The sequence below is a fragment of the Streptococcus sp. 27098_8_75 genome (assembly GCF_041432475.1).
Classification (GTDB): Bacteria; Bacillota; Bacilli; order Lactobacillales; family Streptococcaceae; genus Streptococcus; species Streptococcus gordonii.
Genome location: NZ_JAPVZR010000005.1, coordinates 86,747 through 107,596, shown reverse-complemented (window position 1 = coordinate 107,596; position 20,850 = coordinate 86,747). Strand labels below are relative to the sequence as shown.

General features: G+C 40.6%; 18 protein-coding genes. 5 read left to right on the top strand and 13 right to left on the bottom strand.

Going from position 1 to position 20,850, the window contains the following annotated elements; all coding sequences use genetic code 11:
* Positions 1–59 precede the first annotated feature (59 nt).
* The 5 genes from holA to O3640_RS09010 all read right to left on the bottom strand — a co-directional run bounded on the left by holA (position 60) and on the right by O3640_RS09010 (position 5,480).
* On the bottom strand, positions 60–1,097 hold the full coding sequence (gene holA / locus O3640_RS09030; protein WP_227955673.1) for a DNA polymerase III subunit delta: 1,038 nt from the start codon (positions 1,095–1,097) through the stop codon (positions 60–62).
* A 90-nt stretch (positions 1,098–1,187) separates the two neighbouring features.
* Positions 1,188–3,428, bottom strand: coding sequence for a DNA internalization-related competence protein ComEC/Rec2 (locus O3640_RS09025; protein ID WP_227955674.1), 2,241 nt, complete (start codon positions 3,426–3,428; stop codon positions 1,188–1,190).
* The gene (locus tag O3640_RS09020; protein WP_227221455.1) at positions 3,412–4,077 is read right to left on the bottom strand and encodes a helix-hairpin-helix domain-containing protein; all 666 of its coding nucleotides are present in this window, start codon (positions 4,075–4,077) and stop codon (positions 3,412–3,414) included. The genes O3640_RS09025 and O3640_RS09020 overlap by 17 nt, the downstream gene beginning before the upstream one ends.
* A gap of 96 nt (positions 4,078–4,173) precedes the next feature.
* On the bottom strand, positions 4,174–4,701 hold the full coding sequence (locus O3640_RS09015; RefSeq protein ID WP_061596283.1) for an HXXEE domain-containing protein: 528 nt from the start codon (positions 4,699–4,701) through the stop codon (positions 4,174–4,176).
* A 38-nt stretch (positions 4,702–4,739) separates the two neighbouring features.
* Positions 4,740–5,480, bottom strand: a complete 741-nt coding sequence (locus O3640_RS09010; RefSeq protein WP_061596285.1) for a 1-acyl-sn-glycerol-3-phosphate acyltransferase — start codon at positions 5,478–5,480, stop codon at positions 4,740–4,742.
* A gap of 129 nt (positions 5,481–5,609) precedes the next feature.
* On the opposite strand from O3640_RS09010, the gene O3640_RS09005 reads away from it, so the two are divergent.
* From O3640_RS09005 to O3640_RS08995, 3 genes are all read left to right on the top strand, one after another.
* Complete coding sequence (locus O3640_RS09005; protein ID WP_268723243.1) at positions 5,610–7,979, top strand: cation-translocating P-type ATPase; 2,370 nt, start codon at positions 5,610–5,612, stop codon at positions 7,977–7,979.
* Positions 7,980–8,083: 104 nt separating this feature from the next.
* Positions 8,084–8,830, top strand: a complete 747-nt coding sequence (locus O3640_RS09000) for a tRNA1(Val) (adenine(37)-N6)-methyltransferase (protein ID WP_061596289.1) — start codon at positions 8,084–8,086, stop codon at positions 8,828–8,830.
* Positions 8,820–9,086, top strand: a complete 267-nt coding sequence (locus O3640_RS08995) for a GIY-YIG nuclease family protein (RefSeq protein ID WP_227221430.1) — start codon at positions 8,820–8,822, stop codon at positions 9,084–9,086. The genes O3640_RS09000 and O3640_RS08995 overlap by 11 nt, the downstream gene beginning before the upstream one ends.
* Before the next feature lie 17 nt (positions 9,087–9,103).
* Here the strand turns inward: O3640_RS08995 and O3640_RS08990 are convergent, their stop codons facing one another.
* Positions 9,104–9,850 carry a DeoR/GlpR family DNA-binding transcription regulator gene (locus O3640_RS08990; RefSeq protein WP_227221431.1) on the bottom strand — a complete coding sequence of 249 codons (747 nt, stop codon included), beginning with the start codon at positions 9,848–9,850 and terminating at the stop codon, positions 9,104–9,106.
* 306 nt (positions 9,851–10,156) lie between these two features.
* The gene (locus tag O3640_RS08985) at positions 10,157–11,728 is read right to left on the bottom strand and encodes a DEAD/DEAH box helicase (RefSeq protein WP_045773117.1); all 1,572 of its coding nucleotides are present in this window, start codon (positions 11,726–11,728) and stop codon (positions 10,157–10,159) included.
* Between the two features lie 357 nt (positions 11,729–12,085).
* On the opposite strand from O3640_RS08985, the gene O3640_RS08980 reads away from it, so the two are divergent.
* The gene (locus tag O3640_RS08980; RefSeq protein ID WP_061600706.1) at positions 12,086–12,484 is read left to right on the top strand and encodes a hypothetical protein; all 399 of its coding nucleotides are present in this window, start codon (positions 12,086–12,088) and stop codon (positions 12,482–12,484) included.
* A gap of 28 nt (positions 12,485–12,512) precedes the next feature.
* Here the strand turns inward: O3640_RS08980 and icd are convergent, their stop codons facing one another.
* The 4 genes from icd to O3640_RS08960 form a co-directional block, all read right to left on the bottom strand.
* Positions 12,513–13,724: an NADP-dependent isocitrate dehydrogenase gene (icd, locus tag O3640_RS08975; protein ID WP_227221432.1), complete on the bottom strand. Its 1,212-nt coding sequence runs from the start codon at positions 13,722–13,724 to the stop codon at positions 12,513–12,515.
* Entirely contained in the window at positions 13,711–14,829 is a 1,119-nt protein-coding gene (locus O3640_RS08970; protein ID WP_061603125.1) for a citrate synthase, read from the bottom strand. Before O3640_RS08970 ends, icd begins: the two co-directional genes overlap by 14 nt.
* Positions 14,830–14,831: 2 nt before the next feature.
* Positions 14,832–17,495: an aconitate hydratase AcnA gene (gene acnA / locus O3640_RS08965; protein ID WP_227221433.1), complete on the bottom strand. Its 2,664-nt coding sequence runs from the start codon at positions 17,493–17,495 to the stop codon at positions 14,832–14,834.
* A gap of 212 nt (positions 17,496–17,707) precedes the next feature.
* On the bottom strand, positions 17,708–18,616 hold the full coding sequence (locus tag O3640_RS08960; RefSeq protein WP_223349821.1) for a magnesium transporter CorA family protein: 909 nt from the start codon (positions 18,614–18,616) through the stop codon (positions 17,708–17,710).
* Between the two features lie 368 nt (positions 18,617–18,984).
* Here O3640_RS08960 and O3640_RS08955 point away from each other — a divergent pair, with 368 nt between their 5' ends.
* Positions 18,985–19,389, top strand: a complete 405-nt coding sequence (locus O3640_RS08955; RefSeq protein ID WP_223349820.1) for a hypothetical protein — start codon at positions 18,985–18,987, stop codon at positions 19,387–19,389.
* A 151-nt stretch (positions 19,390–19,540) separates the two neighbouring features.
* On the opposite strand, the gene O3640_RS08950 is transcribed toward O3640_RS08955, so the two are convergent.
* Together O3640_RS08950 and O3640_RS08945 are read right to left on the bottom strand one after the other, a co-directional pair.
* Positions 19,541–20,305, bottom strand: a complete 765-nt coding sequence (locus O3640_RS08950; RefSeq protein WP_227221434.1) for a CPBP family intramembrane glutamic endopeptidase — start codon at positions 20,303–20,305, stop codon at positions 19,541–19,543.
* A 31-nt stretch (positions 20,306–20,336) separates the two neighbouring features.
* On the bottom strand, positions 20,337–20,585 hold the full coding sequence (locus O3640_RS08945; protein ID WP_008809542.1) for a hypothetical protein: 249 nt from the start codon (positions 20,583–20,585) through the stop codon (positions 20,337–20,339).
* Positions 20,586–20,850 lie beyond the last annotated feature (265 nt).

Sequence of the window (20,850 nt, the reverse complement as noted above, 5' to 3'; positions counted from 1 at the left end):
TTTTCTTTATTTATTATGAAAATGATAACGCAATCATGTTTTTTTTTCAACTATTTTGCTTACAGATTTCCAGTTGCAATCCTAAGCAATGCAAGATCAAATAGATAATCCTTTTCGTAAAGTCCAGATTTAATCTGATAATCTGTTTCAATCAAGCAAGCCATCGTTTTTTTCAAAAAGGATAGATCCAAGGAACGAGCATCCTTTAAGGCAAACTTGACTTGATAAGGATTGACCTTGCGTCCCAGATAATTAGATAAGTCCGATACAATCTGGCTTTCTGCCCTGCCATTTCCCGACAAAATCTTGACCTGGGTAAAAATACGGAACTGCCCCAACATGATAGCAATCAGTTTGATTTCATCCTCTCCTTGTAGTCTTAGGTCACTAACAAGACTTCGAGCTTCATCAACCCTTTGATTTAGGATTAACTGAGTCAAGTCAAAAATATTGTCCTGCAGGGTCTTTGGAATAGCTTCTGTAACATCTTCAAGCTCAATCTGACCATCTGGCTTATATCCCTTTAAAAAAGATAAATTCTTACTAATTTCGCTAAATTGAAACCCCGATTTAATCAAGAGCTGATCAAACACTGTCGGAGCGAACTGAAGATTATCTACTTGAGCCACTTTACTAAAATAGGACCTTAAATCCTGTTCTTTCGGCTCTGATGCTTCAAAAATCTCTGCATCTCGTTTTAAAAGCTTAACAATTCTACGTTTGCTGTCTAACTTTCCTTCCGCAAAGATAATTAGCTTGGTTGTCTCAACCGGATGCTCCAAATACGCCTCAAAAGACTTCAATTCATCATCTGACAAATTTCGCTTTTTAGCAGTTGTGATATCTATAAAATGATCTAGAATAATTATTTTTTCATCTGAGAAAAAAGGAAGACTCACCAAGTCTAATTCCACTTGCTGATAATCCGCTTCCTTCATATCAAATAGCGCATAATTCAAGTCAGCTGCATTAAATTCAATTTGCTTCAACAACTGTTCTTTCAGCAATTCGAACTGTCCCAAATCATCTCCTGTTAACACCGTAAGAGGAGGTAGATTGGATAAATTTATTTTTTTGATGGCCTCAATTGCTAACAAGAAATCTTTCTCCTAGTTTGTCTTATTTTGGTTCTCTATATTATACCACACAGCTTAAGATAATGCCTGTCCAATCTCATTCCTAAGTGGCTAGCGAACCGTTTCTATCTGCCAAGAATTCCAGCCTTTAAATCGAATAGCTCCCTGCTCATCTGTCCGAAAAATCTTAGTCTGGATTTTTTCGAATCTATCTAAAGTTTCCTTATGCGGATGCTGGTAGCGATTGTTTTTACCAGCTGAAATCAAGGCCAACTTAGGTTTAATATGCTCTAGAAATTCTGGACTAGAAGATCCTTTAGAACCATGATGCCCAGCTTTGAGCACATCTACTCTTAAATCTGGATAGGCTGTCACCATCTGACCTTCACCTGGAGCTTCTAAATCTCCTGTGAAAAGAAACTTGGTTCGGAAAAATTCACCATACAAGACAATTGAATCATCATTACCTCCATCTCCTTGAGTAAGCGGATAGAGCACTTCAAGAGCCGAATCAAAAATAGGAAGCCGATCTCCCACCTCGACCACATGAACTTTAGCTTTCATCTTCTTTAACTTGTCTACAAAATCAACTTGAGTCATACTTCCTTTGGAAACATAAATTTCTCGGATAGAAAAGTGCTTAGCTAACTCCAACATATCTCCCATATGGTCTGTATCGGTGTGAGTCAAGACCAATTTATCCAATCGATCCACTCCTCGGCTTTTTAGATAAGGGATCAAGGTCGTTTCCGCATTACTTTTTCTCACGCGCTCTTGCCAAGCTTCTTTTTTTCCAATCTCCACCCGTCCCCCTGTATCAATCACGATAGTCCGGCCACTAATATCTCTCAGAAATATACTGTCTCCCTGCCCAATATCTACCACTGTGATTTCATTTTGCAAGGGATATTTACTTAGGAAAAATAGCACGATTGCTAAGAGACTCAGACCAGCCCTAATCTTTTTTTGCTTTCTAAAATCATAGAGCAAGGCTAAGACCAGCAGGAGAATAATAAGCAAAGGCAGATTTGGCTGTCCTAAAATTATCGGCCTTGTTGACAAACTAGCTACCCAACGAATCACCATTTCCAGCCATTGGAAAAAGATATTAACTTGAGTGAAGGCAAACAAAGGTGAAATGAGAAAAATTAGACTCAAGAGAGGTAACATAAATGTATCAAAGACGATTGAAAAAAGGAAGGTCAAGAGGATAGACCAAGGTTGGAATTCTGCAAAATAGTAGATAAGAATCGGTAAAATGCCTAACGAGATACTTAAACTCTCTAGCACGGCTTTACGAAAACCACTAGAATCCTCAAAATCCAACATAGTGATGATAAAAGCATAAGTGCAAGATAGGACTCCGCCTGTTGTCAGGAGAAAACTCGGCATAAGAAACATCAAGGCCATCATGGTCATCGCAAAATTATCCAAGCGCCTCACTCCAAATTGAGACAATAATTTTTGCACTAAACTTCTCACTACTGACACAGAAAATCCTGTCAAACCTGCATAAATAAAGGACAACGGGAATTGCAACCAATCTACCGTTTCCATCCTTAAGCCTATGCGCAGAAGAATTTTCCGAAAGGCATCCATAAAAAAGCCAACCTGCATTCCTGATAAAGCAAAAAGATGGATAATGCCTAAACTTGAGTACAAGTCATTCATCTCTGCAAAGTCAATATCCAAATCACCAAACAAGAGTCCTGTCATGTAGTGACTCATTGGACTTGGAAATGTAGTCTTAATGAAAACCAAAGCCTTCCTACGCCAAGCAGACAGCCAATCAAATGGATTGATAGATTGACTAGAGTGACTGGACATAATCCTACTGATCTTAACTGTCCGATATATTCCCTGACTTTTTAAATAAGCCTGATAGTCAAAACCAGAAAAATTTCGCCGACCTTCTGCTAGATTAAACTCTGCTTCAATCTCTAAAGTGACCAAGTCAGTTAGTTTTTGAAATGATTCTTTCTCTCTTGGACTTGCTAATTTGTAGTAGAGCTGATAGAATCTGCCACCTATTCTACCACGGAATGACAGGGAATCTCCATTTACTTTAATTGTATCTGGTAAAACTAAGACTTGTCTTGCTGGAGCTGGTCGAGACTGAAAGGTTCGCTCCGCCAACTCACGTCTAACATAAAAAAAGATAGAAAAAGCAATTAGGATAGCTACAGTTGGCAACCATTTCTTTCTTGGATAATGCCAGATTAGGCGAGCTATAAGCAGGGAAAAACCTAGATAAGCGAGCTTTTCCCCACTATAAATAGCGAAGTAGAGCCAAACCAAAAGAAAGCACAAATAGATTGGTGAAAGGGGAAGTTTTTTAATCCACTGTGACATATTCTTTTAATTTTTCTAGAGTTTTGGCCCCAATACCTGATACATTTTTCAGATCATCTACAGACTTAAATTTGCCATTGGCTTCTCGATAAGCAATAATATCCTGTGCTCGTTTTTGCCCGATACCAGAAATAGTTTGAAAGTCTGCTTCTGTTGCTGTATTAAGATTGACCAGTGCTGATTTTGTCTGACCTGTTCCTGATGTTGCATTTGCAGGGGCACTCGTCGTAACATCTACAGCATTTTCTCCGACCTTGGCTACATATACTACCGCCTCATCGCTCAGTTTCTGAGCCTGATTGATGGATTTTAAGTCAGCCTCTTCCGTCATGCCACCTGCCTTCTCCAAAGCATCATGAACCCGACTATTAGATTGCAACTGATAGACACCTGGCTTTTTTACCGCACCCTTGACATCAACTGTAACCAACTGATCTTCTGTATCGGCTTGACTGATCTCATTGCTTTTGTTACTTTTTTCATCCTTATATGAGCTAGAGGAAGAAGTTTGCTCTGTCAATTGCTGGACATCTGTCCCCCCTTGGTCTCTTCCCTGTAGTAAAATAAAGCCTGCTACAATCGCTCCTAATAAGCCTAGACTTAAAGCAATTTTATATTGCTTTGCTTTTTCTATCAAATCTCCTATCATCATTTCTCCTTTAACAAAATTAAGTATCACCTATTTATTCGTAAAAGAAGAAAAAAAGCCAAGTAAACTTGACTTTTGAAAATTTTAGGATATTTCTTAATTTCTTTTACTGATTCTATAAATCCAGGCATGAATGGTTGGAGCCTGTTTATGTAGAAAAAGCAGATTACCTAAGAGAGCTAGCATGACTAGAATGCTGAGTAGAATCAGTAAAACCCAAGAAACTGAATTCTGAGATAAATAGACTGCTAAAATCACTAATAAGATTGGAAAGGTTAGAACTGCAGTCAGTCCACCTGGAACCAAAGAGCGAAATTTTATAACCTGACTAATGTGGCCCAATAAATGCAAGGTATGACAGATAGTAATTGCTAAGGCTAACTCAGAAAATCGGCAGAAAATTGCTACTAAGAGCAGGAGGAAAGCTAAAATAAATTCCTCAGCAATCATCAAGGCTAAGCTCTCGGTCGAAGGATAACTTGACTTTCCTGCAATGAACATTTCCTTCTGATAAGCAGGGTGGTCTTGATTCTGTTTGATCCAAGGTTTGACAAGTATAATTTCATCAAACTCATGAATCATAAAAAGCGATAGGACGATAAAAGACAATAAGGCTAGTGACATAGCTTCTCCTTTCTCCTAAAAGAAAATGATAACTAATCCTATTTTTTATGTTTATCCGGATCCCAGACAAAGCTAGCTAGGAAGCTAAAAAGAATGGTTAAAAGACCAATGATGGCTGCTGGAACAAAGGCCAACAAGCGCAATACGCGCCATAAGATGTTTGGCGCTTTAGCTTCTTGATAAGGTACTACCTCAGCATCTAACCGGTCAAATTCAGCTTGAATCCGTCTTGCCACTTCTTCAATCCCTGCATCATCCATCCGCTTAATATCAGAAATATCAATTGGATTACCAAAATTCATATCCACCCGTTGACCAGAAGCCAATCCCTTAAGAGACATAGGACCAGCGTAAATAGCTGGCATAATCCGAACCTTGGCCATCTTAGCAATAACAGCGACACCGCCCTTTACATCTGTTGAATGGCGACTGCCACTTGGAAACATGATCAAGGAACGATTGCTCTTTTTCAACATGTTAACTGGGTATTTGATAGCTGAAGGTCCTGGATTTTCACGATCAATAGGGAAGGCACCACACATCCGAATCCACCAGCCGAAAATACGATTTTTAAACAACTCTTTTTTAGCCATAAAGATAAATTGCTTAGGCTTGGTAGCAAAAGCCATATAAACAGGATCCCACCAGGTCCTGTGTGGAGCGACTAAAATATAATTTTCATCCTTAGAAGGAATTTTATCCAAATTATGATAATGGGCATTTCCATTTAAAGCCCATAGAATAAACATTACTAATCCTCTTAAATAGGTATAAAACATAATCATAAACCTTTCTATGCATTCACTTTTCCATTATACCTCAACCTTCTATCAACTGCAATGTTTTTCATTTTTGCTTGGAGGCAGATTCCATTAGAAATTTTCCCTAAAAAATGATATGATAGCGACATGGAAAATATGAAAAACGTTACTGGTTTAACATCTGACCAGGTGTCTGAAAAAATCCAACAAGGCCTAACCAACGATTTTACGGCTAAGACCAGCTCCAGCACTTGGGATATTATTAAACGCAATGTCTTTACACTATTTAACGCCCTAAACTTTGTTATTGCTGTTGCGCTGGCTTTTGTTCAAGCCTGGAGTAATATGGTATTCTTTGCGGTCATATCATTCAATGCCTTAACCGGTATTATGACTGAGCTTCGGGCTAAAAGAATGATCGACAAGCTGAATCTTATGACTAGAGAAAAGATTAGCGTTATTCGAAATGGCCAGCAAGAAAAAATAGATCCTGAAGAAATCGTTTTAGAGGACGTGATTCAGTTGTCAGCTGGAGAACAGGTTCCCAGTGATGCTATTGTACTAGATGGCTTTGCAGAAGCCAACGAAGCCATGCTTACTGGTGAAAGCGATCTTGTACTCAAAGAAATTGGCGATCAATTGCTGTCTGGTAGTTTTTTAGCCAGCGGACAGGTCTTAGCCCAGGTATCTCAAGTAGGGGCCAATAACTACGCTGCTAAACTGATGCTAGAAGCCAAAACTCTTAAGCCACTTAACTCTCGCATCTTGGATTCATTGAATAAAATCGCTGCTTTTACTGGAAAAATCATCATCCCCTGCGGTTTAGCTCTCTTTTTTGAAGCCTTACTCATCAAACAGCTTCCTGTCAAAGACTCTGTTATCAACTCATCAACAGCTCTTTTGGGCATGCTTCCAAAAGGTATTGCCCTTCTGACTATCACCTCCCTCTTAACAGCTGTTATTAAGCTGGGAATGCGCAAGGTCCTGGTACAAGAAATGTACTCAGTTGAAACCCTGGCTCATGTGGATACTTTATGCTTGGATAAAACAGGAACTATTACTGAAGGTAAGATGAAGGTCGAGCAAGTTTATCCCTTGTCAGAATCTGTTTCAGCAGAGACTATCTCAGATATTTTAGCCACCTATATGGCCAACAGCGATGATAAGAACCCTACTGCCCAAGCCATTCGTAAAAGATTTCCTTCAGCCCAAACAAAATATCAAACTTCCAATACCATCCCCTTCTCCAGTGATCGAAAATGGGGAGCTATGGAAATGGAACCTTTTGGAACTATCTTCCTAGGAGCACCCGAAATCTTGCTCCATCAGCAAAATCTAAAACCAGTTCAAGAAGCCCAAGAACGTGGCTCGCGGGTTCTGGCTCTGGCTTCTAGCACTGATAAAATTAACCACCAGCACATGACTCTGCCACAACAGATTGAAGTTCTGGCTGTCTTAGAAATTACAGATCCTATCCGGCAAGGGGCTGCTGATACGCTCGAATACCTGCGATCCCAAGACGTTAATCTGAAAATCATCTCTGGTGATAATCCAATTACTGTTTCAAATATTGCCGCCAAGGCAGGATTTGAAAACTATCAAGACTATCTTGACTGTTCGACTGTCTCAGATACTGACTTGATTGCTACAGCTGAAGAAACAGCAATCTTTGGTCGTGTGTCTCCTCATCAGAAAAAGCTCATTATTCAAACCCTGAAAAAAGCTGGCCATACAACAGCCATGACTGGAGACGGGGTGAACGACATTCTAGCTCTGCGCGAAGCAGACTGCTCAATTGTTATGGCTGAAGGAGATCCAGCGACACGACAGATTGCTAATCTCGTTCTTCTCAACTCAGATTTTAATGATGTCCCTGAGATTCTTTTTGAAGGTCGGCGCGTGGTAAATAACATTGCCCGTATCGCTCCTATTTTCTTGGTGAAGACCATCTACTCCTTTATCTTGACCATGATTTGTATCTCCAGTGTCTTGTTAGGAAATAAAGAATGGCTTCTAGTCTTTCCTTTCATTCCAGTGCAAATCACTCTCTTTGACCAATTTGTTGAAGGATTCCCTCCATTTGTGCTGACATTCGAGCGTAATATCCGTCCGGTAGAGCCTAAGTTCCTTAAAAAAGCAATTTTCAAAGCCCTACCAAGCGGACTCATGGTTGTCTTCAGTGTACTATTTGTCCGAATTTTCGGTTCTTATAATGGCTGGAGTTCTCTTGATATGTCTACAGTCTCTTACTACTTACTAGGAACCATTGGTTTTCTTTCTGTAGCACGCGCTTGTATTCCGCTCAATCTTTGGAGAATTCTTCTCATCATCTGGTCTATTGGAGGATTTTTCGGAACAGCCTACCTCCTTCGTTCCTTTATCGAAATTGGAACCTTGACCAGTCAAACTACCCCTATCTTCCTTATCCTAGCCTTTTTTTTCAGCCTTATTTTTATCTTGGTCAATTATCTCCAAGAAAAAAATGAAAAATCCGATAATGGCCAATTCAGCAATTGAAGATAGAATTAAGAAACATTCATTAAAGTTCTAACTTTTTTCTAGTTAGAACTTTTTTCTATTCAAGATTGAATTCGTCCTTTGACTCGTGCTATAATAACACTATGGAAAAAGCAGTATTAAAAGAAGGAGAACGGCTGGATCAGCTCTTTTCTACTGACGTGAAAATCATTCAAAACCGAGAGGTCTTCAGCTATTCTGTTGATAGTGTTCTGCTCTCTCGCTTTCCAAAATTACCCAAGAATGGCTTGATTGTAGACCTCTGTGCTGGCAATGGCGCTGTCGGCTTATTTGCCAGTGCCCACACTCAGGCTAAGATTATTGCAGTTGAGATCCAGGAACGTCTGGCAGATATGGCGCAGCGCTCCATCCAACTTAACCAGCTTGACCAGCAAATGCAAGTCATTCATGACGATTTGAAAAACCTTCCTCACTACATTCCTTGTAGTAAGGTTGATATGATCTTTTGTAATCCTCCCTATTTCAAGGTTGACAAACATTCCAATCTCAATGAAAGCGAGCACTATCTCCTAGCCCGACATGAGATTTCAACCAATCTTGAAGAAATCTGTACTATCGCCCAGCGTGTCCTCAAATCGAACGGGCGCCTTGCTATGGTTCACAGACCCGACCGCTTCTTAGATATTTTGGATACTATGAAAGCTCATAACCTGGCACCAAAAAGAATCCAATTTGTCTATCCCAAGATGGGTAAAGGAGCCAATATGCTTTTGATTGAGGCTATTAAAGATGGCTCAAGGGACGGCTTAAAGATACTACCACCTCTCATTCTGCATGAGGAAGACGGTAGCTATACTCCAGAAATATATGAGATCTACCATGGAAGCTAAAGCATATATGTATGTCTTAGAGTGCGCTGATGGTACTCTCTATACCGGTTATAGCACGGACGTTCAAAAGCGCTTAGCTGTCCATAATACAGGAAAAGGTGCAAAGTATACTCGTGCCAGACTGCCTGTTAAACTGCTTTATCAGGAAGAATACCCTGACAAATCTTCTGCCATGTCAGCAGAAGCTCTCTTCAAACAGAAAACTCGTCAAGAAAAATTGGCTTATATTGAAACACAAAAAAATGCCCAACACTAGTTTGGCATTTTTGTTTTTTATAAAACTTTTGTATAAGATTGATACTTATCTTTCATTCTCTGAGAAATATTGTCATCCGTTACAATAGCATTTACATCATCTAAGCGATAAAAAGTGTAGAAAGAATAACTGTCAAATTTGCTATTATCAGCGACAATGTATTTTTCAATCGCATTGTTAAGGATAATAGCATCCGCATTTCCTTCTTCTTCATTAGCCGTTGTAATATTGTGACCATCAATTCCATTAGCGCCAATAAAAGCCTTAGAAACCTTGATTTCTTTGAGTAAATTAACAGCAAATTGTCCTACAAAAGTTTGCGTTTTAACCCGATAACGACCACCAATCAAAAGGATATCATAGTGAGGATTATCCTTTAACTTTTCAAAGATTGGCAAGGAATTGGTAACAATATTAACAGTCTTATCATCAAGGAAATCTCCAATCAAAGCTGTTGTAGTACCTGAACCGATAAAAATTGTATCTCCTGAAGAAATGAGATCTGCACATTTTTTAGCAATAGCTTCTTTTTCTTCCGTGTTGATCATGATTTTTTCAGCATGAGGAACTTCCACTAAGCCATCTCTAACTTTTTTATGTGCCCCTCCATGAACTCGAACTAAAAAACCTTGCTTCTCAAGATCAATTAAATCGCGACGAATGGTCATATCCGTTACATTCAAAAGATCCTTTAATTTCCTAACTGATACCAAACCCGCCCGGTCAAGCTCCTGCAGAATAATTCTATGTCTACCTTCCTTCATTTACCTGCTCCTTTTGTTTATTGTTAAAATGAGATGGCAGCGCCTAATCTTCAACATTATTGGTTAACCCGTATTCAATGTAATGCCTATCTTAATATGAGTAGGCCTTCTACGCCTATTATACTACACTTTTTGAAAAAGATACACATAAAAATATGAAATTTAGTTATTTTTGTTAAAAAATGTTTTACTTTGTTAAACTTGAGCTTGTCTTTTACTACAAAAAACAAAAACTCTTTACAAGGGTATCTCACAATTCTAGAACAGAAAAAGACCACTAGTTTTAACTAGCAGTCTTTCAATTGTTTATTTATCACCCTTATTACGGATAACAAAGCCGGTTTTCTTTTCACTAGAAGTATTGCGTGGCTTCTTGTGGTCCTTGCGGTAGCGATTTTCTTTGTCAAAACGCTCTTCTTTACGACCCTTCTTAAATTGGTCGCGACGGCCACCTCGGTCACGGCGATTGTCATTGTTGCGACGGTTGCCATTTCCGCCACGACTTGCCTTGCCTTTTCCGCCAAAGCCGCCGCCAGACGGTTTAAATGGCAATGGTTTTTCACGGGCAATTTCTACTTCAGGAAGAGCATCTGGATCCTGCACCGTCAAGCTGAGGATATACATAGCCAGCTCTTCTGGGCTGAATTCTGCTGCCAGCTTGCGAGCATCCTTGCCAAATTTCTCAAAGTTAGAACGGATGCTTTCATCAGCAAAATCACGTTCAATCTTCTTAAGAGCAACTTTTTTCTTAGCTTGGAAAGCTTCCTCTGCAGTCGCAGGCTTAAGGCCCTTCATACGCTTCTTGGTCAGATTTTCGATGATCTGCAGATAGCCCATTTCATTTGGCGCTACGAAAGTGATAGACTGACCAGACTTACCAGCACGACCAGTCCGACCAATTCGGTGAACATAGCTTTCTGGATCCTGTGGAATATCATAGTTGTAGACATGGGTCACACCAGAAATGTCCAATCCACGCGCTGCCACATCTGTTGCCACCAAGACATCCAGATTGCCGTTTTTAAAGTCGCGCAGAACGCGGAGGCGCTTGCCTTGGTCCAAATCACCATGGATACCCTCTGCTCGGAAACCGCGGATTTTTAGGCCACGAGTCAGCTCGTCCACCCGACGCTTGGTCCGACCAAAGACGATTGACAGCTCAGGCTGCTCCACGTCCATCAGGCGGGTCATGGTATCAAATTTTTCATTTTCTTTGACACGGATATAATACTGGTCTACCAGCTCTGTCGTCAACTCTTTAGCAGCAATCTTGACATGCTCAGGCTCTTTCATAAACTTGACACCGATGCGCTTGATAGCATCCGGCATGGTCGCTGAAAAGAGTAAGGTCTGACGTTCTTCTGGTACACGAGAAATGATCGATTCAATATCTTCCAAAAAGCCCATGTTAAGCATTTCATCCGCTTCGTCCAAGATTAAAGTTTCAATCTGATTCAGCTTAAGCGCCTTGCGTTTGATCAAATCCAAGAGACGACCAGGTGTTCCTACGACGATATGAGCACCTGATTTGAGGGCCTTGATTTGCTTTTCGATGCTGGAGCCACCGTAGACAGAACGCACCTTGACACCCTTGCTGCGGCCAAAACGGAAAAGCTCTTCCTGACTCTGCACAGCCAATTCGCGGGTTGGAGCGATAACCAACGCTTGCACAGCAGGATTATCTGTATCAATCTTCTCCAGAGTTGGAAAGCCAAAGGCTGCTGTCTTTCCTGTCCCCGTCTGGGCCTGGCCAATGACATCCTTACCTGCCATAGCAAGTGGAATCGTCTGCTCTTGAATAGGGCTTGCTTCTACAAAGCCAGCTTTTTCAATCTCTGCTAATAATTCAGTAGATAAATGTAATTCATTAAATTTCAATGTTCTTCTTCTTTCTAAAGGCGGTGCGAAGCCACCTTATAAGGCTTTTGATACTCAATTATCGAAACATACCAAGTGCTTTTCTCTTGCTAAATCTCGATTTTCTGAGAGTATTCGCTCTTCTCTTCATAAATATGGTCTCTCAAGTCCAGGCACTAAAAAAGCGCCGACTCGGTCGCTAGTTCCCACTGAATAGAAAAACTGTATTTCTGCAACTAACCTAGTATACCACAAAAGCACCTAAAAAGATAGGACTTGCCTGTAAAATATTTTATTAGAGATTTCCTTTGTAAAAAATGAAAACTTGAAAATCATTTTCAAAAGCATTATAATCTACAAATGAGAAAGGAGACAGGTATGAATAAATTTTTACGAGTGACTTTCATTTTACTTATCTTAGCTATGCTGGGCGCGGCTATGATCCAAATTTTTCATCCCCAGCTCTTGGGCAATGAGTCCATCTATGGTCTAGCTCCCTACTGGCAGCGGGAAATTGGTTTCTGGAATCTGGCTATTCTGCCTTTAGTCATTGCTACCAACATGAAATATGATTGGTTTTATCTGCGAATGACCTTGCTAGCACTGATTCTGGGTGGGCTGGGCTTTGGCACCAACCATCTGCTAGGCTATCTGGAAAAGGTGAATCAAGCGAATCTACTGGGCTGGATTGAAAATTATCTACTAGTCTTCTGCTGGATCATCGGCTGGGGACTGGAATACCGAAAAAGACAAAAAAGTGATGAAGAGACTGTCTAGATAGGCAGATTCTTCATCATTTTTTTCATTATGGACACTTTTCTATATTAGCTACCAGCTCCTCAGCAAATTGACTAGTGGTCAAGTGTGCTACTCCTTCCAGCTGACTGGCAAAATCGCCTGTCACTTTTTGCTCAAAGAGAGCCTCCTCAATAGCCTTAGTCAGGAGTTGAGAGACCTCCGGCCAACCAATGTAATCAAAGAGCATGGCCCCCGATAAGAGAAGTGAACAAGGATTAGCCTTGTTTTGACCCGCTATATCTGGCGCCGTTCCATGAGTTGCTTCAAAAATAGCATGACCAGTCTCGTAATTAATATTGGCTCCTGGCGCAATACCAATCCCGCCCACCTGAGCAGCCAAGGCATCGCTGGCATAGTCACCATTTAAATTGGTCAAGGCAACAACATCAAATTTCTCGGGATAGAGCAGAATCTGCTGCAGAAAATTATCTGCAATGACATCCTGGATAATTAGTTTTCCAGAAGCCAGCTCATCCGCATACTCTCTTTGAGCCAGTTCATAGCCCCATTTTCGAAAACCACCTTCTGTAAATTTCTGGATATTGCCCTTGTGAACCAGAGTGACACGCCTTAGTCCTTTGGCTAGCGCATAGTCTATAGCTGCCCGTATCAGCCGCTCACTGCCCTGCTTAGAGATAGGCTTGATCCCAATAGCAGAGCTTTCTGGGAAGCGAATCTTATCAACCTGCATATCCTTCTGCAGGAAATCGATAACTTTTTGGACTGCAGTCGTTCCACTCTCCCACTCAATCCCTGCATAGATGTCTTCTGTATTTTCCCGAAAAATTGTGATGTCAGTCTTCTCTGGGTGCTTGAGCGGACTGGGAACTCCCTTGAAATAACGAACCGGCCGCAGGCAGGCGTAAAGGTCCAATTCTTGTCTCAAGGCCACATTCAAGGAACGAAGCCCTTCTCCGATTGGGGTTTCTAGCGGTCCCTTAACAGCCACCAGACAATCCTTAATCGTTGCCAACGTTTCGTCCGGTAGCCAGTCACCTGTCTGGTCTGCTGCTTTTTTCCCGGCCAGAACTTCCTTCCAAACAACCTTTCTCCGGCCACCATAAGCCTTTTCTACAGCCTTATCAAAGACCAGCTGGGCATTTTTCCAGATATCACCCCCAATCCCGTCACCTTGGATGTAAGGAATAATAGGGGAATTCGGTACCTGCAAGCGCCCTTTCTCAAACAAAATCTTATCTGCCATTTTATCTCCTTCCAATGGGAAGATACTCCAAACCTTGAGCACCAATATAGTTAGAACGCGGCCGAATCAGCTTATTGTTCTTGCGCTGTTCCTGAATATGGGCAATCCAGCCAGCCACCCGACTCATGGCAAAAATCAGGGTGTAGATACTGCTGTCAATGCCCAACACATGGTAAACCGTAGCCGAATAAAAATCGACATTCGGTATCAGATGCTTGGTATGCTTCATATAGGCTTCAATTTCCACTGAAAGCTGATACCAAACCTCATCCTTGGTCCCCTGTGTCAAATCCTTAGCCATTTGACGCAGGTATTTTTCACGCGGATCTTGGGTCTTGTAAACCCGGTGACCAAAGCCCATAATTTTCTCGTGAGAGGCCAGCTTGCGGTCTAGGTAGGCTTGGCAATCCCCTTCCTCTCTGATCTCTTTCAGCATATCAAAGACACATTCATTAGCACCGCCATGAAGGGAACCCTTGAGCGCTCCAACAGCTGCTGTCACGCAGGAATAAATATCGGTCAAAGTCGAGGCGCAAACACGAGCCGCAAAGGTTGAAGCATTGAGTTCATGATCGGCATGGAGCACCAAGGCACAGTTAAAGGCTTTGACTTCAAGCTCGCTAGCCTCTTCTCCCTTGAGCATATAGAGGAAATTAGCCGCAAAGCCCAAATCCTCCCGCGGCTCTACCGGAGTCTGACCTGACCTCAGTCTGGCAAAAGCCGCAATAATAGTCGGCATCTTTGCCATAAGCTGGATGCTCTGCTCATAGGTCGCTTCTAGAGAAGTTTCCTCAGCATGGACATTATAAACCCCCAAAAGACTGACCGTTGAGCGCAAAACGCTCATGGGATGAAGGTGCTTACGGGACTGGATAAGAATGCACTGCTCCACTGCATCGCTAATAGCATAATTAGCTCGCAGATCTTCTTCAAAATGCTTGAGCTCAATCTGAGTCGGCAAATGCAAATGCCACAGCAGATAAATCACCTCTTCAAAACTCGCATGGTGCTCTACCAATTCAGAAATATTGTAGCCTGCATAAGATAAGGAATCATCCACAATCTGGCTAATCCGAGTATCACAGGCAATGGTATCTTTCAAACCGTCCGTCTGACTCATGCTCACACCTCCTCTAATTTCTTTCTAACGACCATGGGCAAAATTCCTCCATTTTCGTAGTAACGGATATCCGCTTCTGCATCAAAGCGCAGCCGAGCTTGAAAAGCTATTTCTTCAGCACCCTTCCGCGCTACCACGTCAACTAGCTGACCAACTTGAGGGTTCTTTGGCAGATTGATGTCAAAAGTCTCCTTGCCTGTTAAGCCCAGACTAGCCGCATTTTCGCCCTCTAGATACTGCAGAGGGAGAATCCCCATCATGACCAGATTGGACCGGTGGATACGCTCAAAACTCTCTGCCAACACCACCTTGACACCCAAAAGATTTGCTCCCTTAGCTGCCCAATCACGACTGGACCCCATACCATAGTCTTTACCAGCTAGGACAATGGTGTCAATTTGCTCTTCCTTGTAGCGCATGGCCGCCTCATAAATGGATAACAACTCTCCTTTATAGTCTGTGTAACCACCAATCTTTCCATCCGCCAATTCATTTTTTATCCGAATATTGGCAAATGTCCCCCGCATCATGACCTCATGATTGCCCCGACGGCTACCATAGGAATTAAACTCTTGGTAATCTACTCCATGCTCCAGCAAATAAGATGCTGCTGGGCTGTTTCTGGCAATATTTCCTGCTGGGGAGATATGGTCTGTCGTCACCGTATCCCCAAATTTTGCCAGCACTGCAAGATTTTTCAGTGGCTGAATGGCCAAATCATCAGCTAAGCCATCAAAGTAAGGTGGATTTTGAATATAGGTCGAAGCCTGATTCCACTGATAATTTTGAGAAAAGGCTGTCGGAATCTGATTCCATTTTTCATTGTCGTCAAACACATGGGCATATTCTTTTTCAAAAAGCTGGCGCGTCACATATTTTTGAACATAGTCAGTAACCAAGTCATGCTCCGGCATCAAATCCATCAAATAAACAGGCTGCCCCTTTTGATCATAACCTAGTGGCTCGCTGGTCAAATCGATATTGGTAGTTCCAGCCAGAGCATAGGCGACCACCAAGGGTGGACTAGCTAGGAAATTAGCCTTGACCAGTGGATTGATCCGTCCTTCAAAATTCCGATTTCCTGAAAGAACAGCACTAGCCAGCAAGTCAGTATCCGTAATCGCCTGAGCCACTTCCGGTCGGAGATTTCCTGAATTTCCAATACAAGTAGTGCAGCCATAGCCGACTACATTGAAACCAAGCTGATCCAGATAGGTCTGAAGACCACTCTTCTTGAGATAGCCTGTGACCACCTTGCTGCCAGGAGCCAAAGAAGTCTTGACAGTCTTTGAGACCCGTAAACCTTTTTCTACTGCTTTCTTGGCCAAAAGCCCTGCCGCCATCAGGACATAGGGATTGGATGTATTGGTACAGCTAGTGATAGCAGCGATAGCCACATGACCGGTCTTAATTGTCTCCTCATGGTCAGAAAACTGAACCACTGCAGACTTTTCCAGCTCGCTCTCATCTAATCCAAAGCCTCGGACCCCCGCTTCTCTGACTAGACTAGCTTGAAACTCTTCTTTAGCAGCTGTTAATTCAATCAAATCTTGAGGTCGTTTAGGTCCTGAGATACTCGGTACAATACTGGACAAATCAATTTCGACTACCTTGGTATAGTTCGGCTCAACCTTTTCATCATAGAAGAGGTGATTTTTTTGAGCATAGAGACGGGTCAGCTTGATATGATCTTCCGTTCGATTGGTCAGACGCATGTAATTGAGCGTTTCCTCATCTATCGGAAAATAACCACAGGTAGCTCCGTATTCTGGCGCCATATTGGCCACTGTAGCCCGGTCAGCCAGACTTAGATTAGACAAACCAGGCCCAAAGAACTCGACAAATTTACCAACAACATTTTCCTGCCGCAAAATTTGCGTGACCTTTAAAGCCAAATCTGTCGCTGTCGCAATCTTAGGCAGCTTTCCCAAGAGACGAACACCAATCACCTCAGGAACTGGGAAATAAGAAGCCTCACCTAACATGGCAGCCTCAGCCTCAATCCCACCAACACCCCAGCCCAGAACACCAATGCCATTGATCATAGTCGTATGACTGTCTGTCCCAAACATACTATCTGGATAGAGTTGCCCATCCTTTTCAATGATGACATCACTGAGAAACTCGATATTAACCTGATGGATAATCCCAGTAGCAGGAGGAACTGCTCGATAATTATCAAATGATTTTTCTGCCCACTTTAGAAATTCGTAGCGCTCATTGTTACGGACAAACTCTTGATTCATATTGGCCTCTAGAGCTGTGTCACAGCCATAAAAGTCCACCTGAACACTGTGGTCAATGACTAAATCAACCGGAATTTCTGGATTAATCTGATCGGCCTGACCTCCCTGGCCAACAATCGCATCGCGCATACTAGCCAAATCCACCACGACAGGAACACCCGTAAAATCCTGGAGAATAACTCGACTAGGCTTAAAAGGAACTTCTCCGCTTGGTGATTTAGCTTGATAATGCATCAAAGAATAAATGTTATCTTTAGTTACATCAATTCCGTCTTCTTTACGAAGGACACTTTCGAATAATATGCGTATAGAATAAGGAAGATGTTTTATATCTCCTCCTAGTAAAGCCGAGGCTTTCTTAAGATCTATATATCGGTATACATTGCCTTTGTAATTTAAATCGCTTAGGTATTCTGCCATATTTCTACCCCTCACTTATTTTAAATTGTTTTATATTATACTTTATTATGTAATTTTATGCAATAAGATTTCTTGGCAATACGTTATGTTTTCTGACATAGAAATACAGTTTTTTAAATAAAGACCAACTGTACCAATCATTTTCTTTCCCAAGCAAGAAAAAAAACAAGCACCATTCTCGATGCTTGTTATAGAAAAATAATTTCAGTTGTTTATTTCTTATTGGCCAGCCACTTTAAGACCTGAGCTAAAATAGCCCAAAGGACAAGACTGATCAAGACAATGTATATCCATGCATTCTCATCATTAGACCAAGGTAAAGGTACATTCATACCAAAAAAGCCTGTGATAACAGCCAAAACAGCCAATAGAACAGAAATAACGGTTAGTAGGGTAAGATTGTCATTTAGATTGTTATTCAAAATATTGTTGTAAGATCCAGAAAGCTGGCTTAAAACTTGAGCAATCAAATCAGTCATCGATACTAGCTGGCGAGCTTCAATCAAAGCATCTTCAAACTGCTCCATTTCAATTTCATCCAATTGTCGGTATATAGCGTGGCTTTTGATATGCTCTAATAACATATGGTTTTGTTTTGCTGCAGCCACCAAGTAGACCATAGATGTCTCCAAGTCAGAGAGTGCAAATAGATTCTTCTTGGTCGTTGTTTTTCTTAGCAAGCGATTAATTTCATCTTTGCTCTTATCCATTTTTTCAATAATCGGATAATAGGAATTACTGATAAATTCCAAACTTGCAAAAAGGAACTTATAAACAGTTACCGGTTCATGATGTTTCAAGTAATTATCCATCATAGCAACAACATAAGCGTTGTCTGCGTTGCTAATTGTTATCAAGCGATTGGTCTGGACGATAAAAGTCATAGGTAAGGTTTCGTAATAATCCTTTCCCATCTCCAAATTTAAAACATTATAGATAAAAGTAACCGTTCCATTTTCACGATTGTAGTCCATGTGAGCCCGCTCGTTCTTATCCAGCGCATACTCGATGGTCTCCTGATCAATCTTATAATCCTGATAAATTCGGGCATTTCTTTTGAAATTATCTGAGTCAATGTTGATCCAGACAGATTGATCTTTTAGTTTTCTTTCTAGAAACATGGAACTCCTTTCTGAGTCTTGAATCTCGGCTCAAGAACTAGCAACAAGCCTGCCTGATTTGACCTTAAGTTTTTGCACTCAAATAGAATCTACCACTATATTGAGTATGGCAGGTAGCCAGTCCGTACAGTAGTGGCTAGCGTCCAATATAGGGAATCGCCTCCCATTGTATCTGCTGCAATATCTCAATAGGAATAGCATATTACTCCTCAAACAGAACTGTCACTTACCTAGTATATCACAAAAGTACATAAAAAGATAGAACATGAATATAAAATCATTTCTATTTAACACTCATTTTGAAACAAAATGAAAAATTTAAAATCACTTTCAAATAAGTTGTAATTGATAAGAAAAGGAGGCGAACTATGAATAAATTTTTACGTGCTAAATTTATTTTGATTATTCTAGCTATGCTGAGCGTTGCAATCATCCAAATTTTTCTACCTCACCTTTTAGGCGAGAAATCAGCTTATGGTCTATCTATTCATTGGCAGCGGAAAATCGGCTTTTGGAATCTAGCCATTTTACCCTTGCTATTAGCAGTCAACCTCAAGTATGACCGGTTTTACCTGCAGATGCCCCTACTAACATTGATACTAGGAGGACTAGGTTTTGGTACAAACCATTTAATAGGTTATCTAGAGCAATCCAATCAAGCTAATTTGGTGGGCTGGATTGAGAATCATCTGCTCGTGCTTTTGTGGATAATTGGATTAAGCATTGAAATGAAAAAAAGAAAGAAAAGTGACCAAGAGACTTCTCCTGATTAGAGAAATCTCCTAGTCGCTTTAGGTGTTTTTATTAGCAATCCATTTCAAAACTTTAGTTAGAACTAACGCAAAACAGCTTTAGCTAAAGTAATGGTATGTTGTAGCATTTTATTTAATTGTTTAAGTTAGACAAACTGAAATTTGTTGCTCTTTAAAGAACTGACACACCAGTTACTTTTTTATTTTGCTCTCTAATCGAAAGAACAGTTGCCATTACTATAATAATTATTCTACAAGCATAAGATATATTTTGATTACCACCTACCGCTAATTGTGAGAAAACATTTATTACCGAATGTGTCATCACACATATCCACAAACTGTTTGTCTTTATAAATAATGCGGATAAAATAAAGCAATTAGTCAACAATCCAAGCAAAAATCCCAATGCCTGTACCTGCGGCAATGTGCCTTCAATGTAGAAATAAGAAAAATGCCATATTCCCCATGGAACAAAAGTAAATATAGTTGAACTAATATAACTATGGCGTTCCATCATAATTGGTTGAAAAACATATCTCCACCCTACTTCTTCAATTCCACCAAAAAGGATTGCTTTAAGAAATAAGATAATAGGAATATACCACGTATTAAACGCTAATTCCCCATCAAATGCAACATAGCAAAAATCCAAAAACAAGAACACAATAGCAAATAAATAACTGCCCCTGTTTTGCTTTATAGCGAAAAAATCCTTTAATATTTTCTTCGTACTGTACTTTTTGTATCTAACTGCAATAATAGTTCCCCATAGAGCAGTGGAAAGGCCACCTATGCCAATAGCAAGCATTCCCATTGGCGTCCTATAATCTACAACCATTCCCAAATGACGCAATACAAAAACTATAATAGATATAAGCCATATTTGACCTAGGGTCCCTAATAAATAAAGGAAGATCGCTTTTTTTCGACTCATAAATTTCCCCTAAATTTTAATTTACCCATTTCTATCTTTTAACTGATTTAATTGCAATATAGGTTTTAATATTCAGTTCATGAAGCCTACCAGAGCCATTCGTATCTTCATATATATCAAGTAAAGTGAACCCTGCCTTCAACTGTCCACCTATCTGCTCTGTTATATTGTAAGATAATTGCATTTCTGCATTTTCTTTAATCATATATTCTTTAGCTGCCTTGTCTTTTAATGGATTAAAAGGCATTTTCCATATAATTTCTTTTTCCTCATTATCCACAATGTAGTTGACTTCACTAATTATATTCCTTCTATTAATTACAACATGAAATCAAACAAATAGAGGCAAATTACTCGCCAAAATTAGTAAGATAGCTAGACAATCACCATAGCGATTGCCATCAACTGATTAGCAACTTTTGATTCAGATTCAGTCAATGAATCAGCCTAAATCAGGTAAACAATGCGTTACGACACGGAGTTTGGCAAATCGATTTTATTTGCCAAATGCAGTTAGTAAGGTACTTAGCCATGGTCCCATAGGA

Excerpts from the sequence above, each read along its gene's own strand:
- O3640_RS09025 (WP_227955674.1), bottom strand. The coding sequence starts at position 3,428 with ATGTCACAGTGGATTAAAAAACTTCCCCTTTCACCAATCTATTTGTGC.
- O3640_RS09020 (WP_227221455.1), bottom strand. The coding sequence starts at position 4,077 with ATGATAGGAGATTTGATAGAAAAAGCAAAGCAATATAAAATTGCTTTA.
- O3640_RS09015 (WP_061596283.1), bottom strand. The coding sequence starts at position 4,701 with ATGTCACTAGCCTTATTGTCTTTTATCGTCCTATCGCTTTTTATGATT.
- O3640_RS09010 (WP_061596285.1), bottom strand. The coding sequence starts at position 5,480 with ATGTTTTATACCTATTTAAGAGGATTAGTAATGTTTATTCTATGGGCT.
- O3640_RS09005 (WP_268723243.1), top strand. The coding sequence starts at position 5,610 with ATGGAAAATATGAAAAACGTTACTGGTTTAACATCTGACCAGGTGTCT.
- O3640_RS09000 (WP_061596289.1), top strand. The coding sequence starts at position 8,084 with ATGGAAAAAGCAGTATTAAAAGAAGGAGAACGGCTGGATCAGCTCTTT.
- O3640_RS08995 (WP_227221430.1), top strand. The coding sequence starts at position 8,820 with ATGGAAGCTAAAGCATATATGTATGTCTTAGAGTGCGCTGATGGTACT.
- O3640_RS08990 (WP_227221431.1), bottom strand. The coding sequence starts at position 9,850 with ATGAAGGAAGGTAGACATAGAATTATTCTGCAGGAGCTTGACCGGGCG.
- O3640_RS08980 (WP_061600706.1), top strand. The coding sequence starts at position 12,086 with ATGAATAAATTTTTACGAGTGACTTTCATTTTACTTATCTTAGCTATG.
- O3640_RS08970 (WP_061603125.1), bottom strand. The coding sequence starts at position 14,829 with ATGAGTCAGACGGACGGTTTGAAAGATACCATTGCCTGTGATACTCGG.
- acnA (WP_227221433.1), bottom strand. The coding sequence starts at position 17,495 with ATGGCAGAATACCTAAGCGATTTAAATTACAAAGGCAATGTATACCGA.
- O3640_RS08960 (WP_223349821.1), bottom strand. The coding sequence starts at position 18,616 with ATGTTTCTAGAAAGAAAACTAAAAGATCAATCTGTCTGGATCAACATT.
- O3640_RS08955 (WP_223349820.1), top strand. The coding sequence starts at position 18,985 with ATGAATAAATTTTTACGTGCTAAATTTATTTTGATTATTCTAGCTATG.
- O3640_RS08950 (WP_227221434.1), bottom strand. The coding sequence starts at position 20,305 with ATGAGTCGAAAAAAAGCGATCTTCCTTTATTTATTAGGGACCCTAGGT.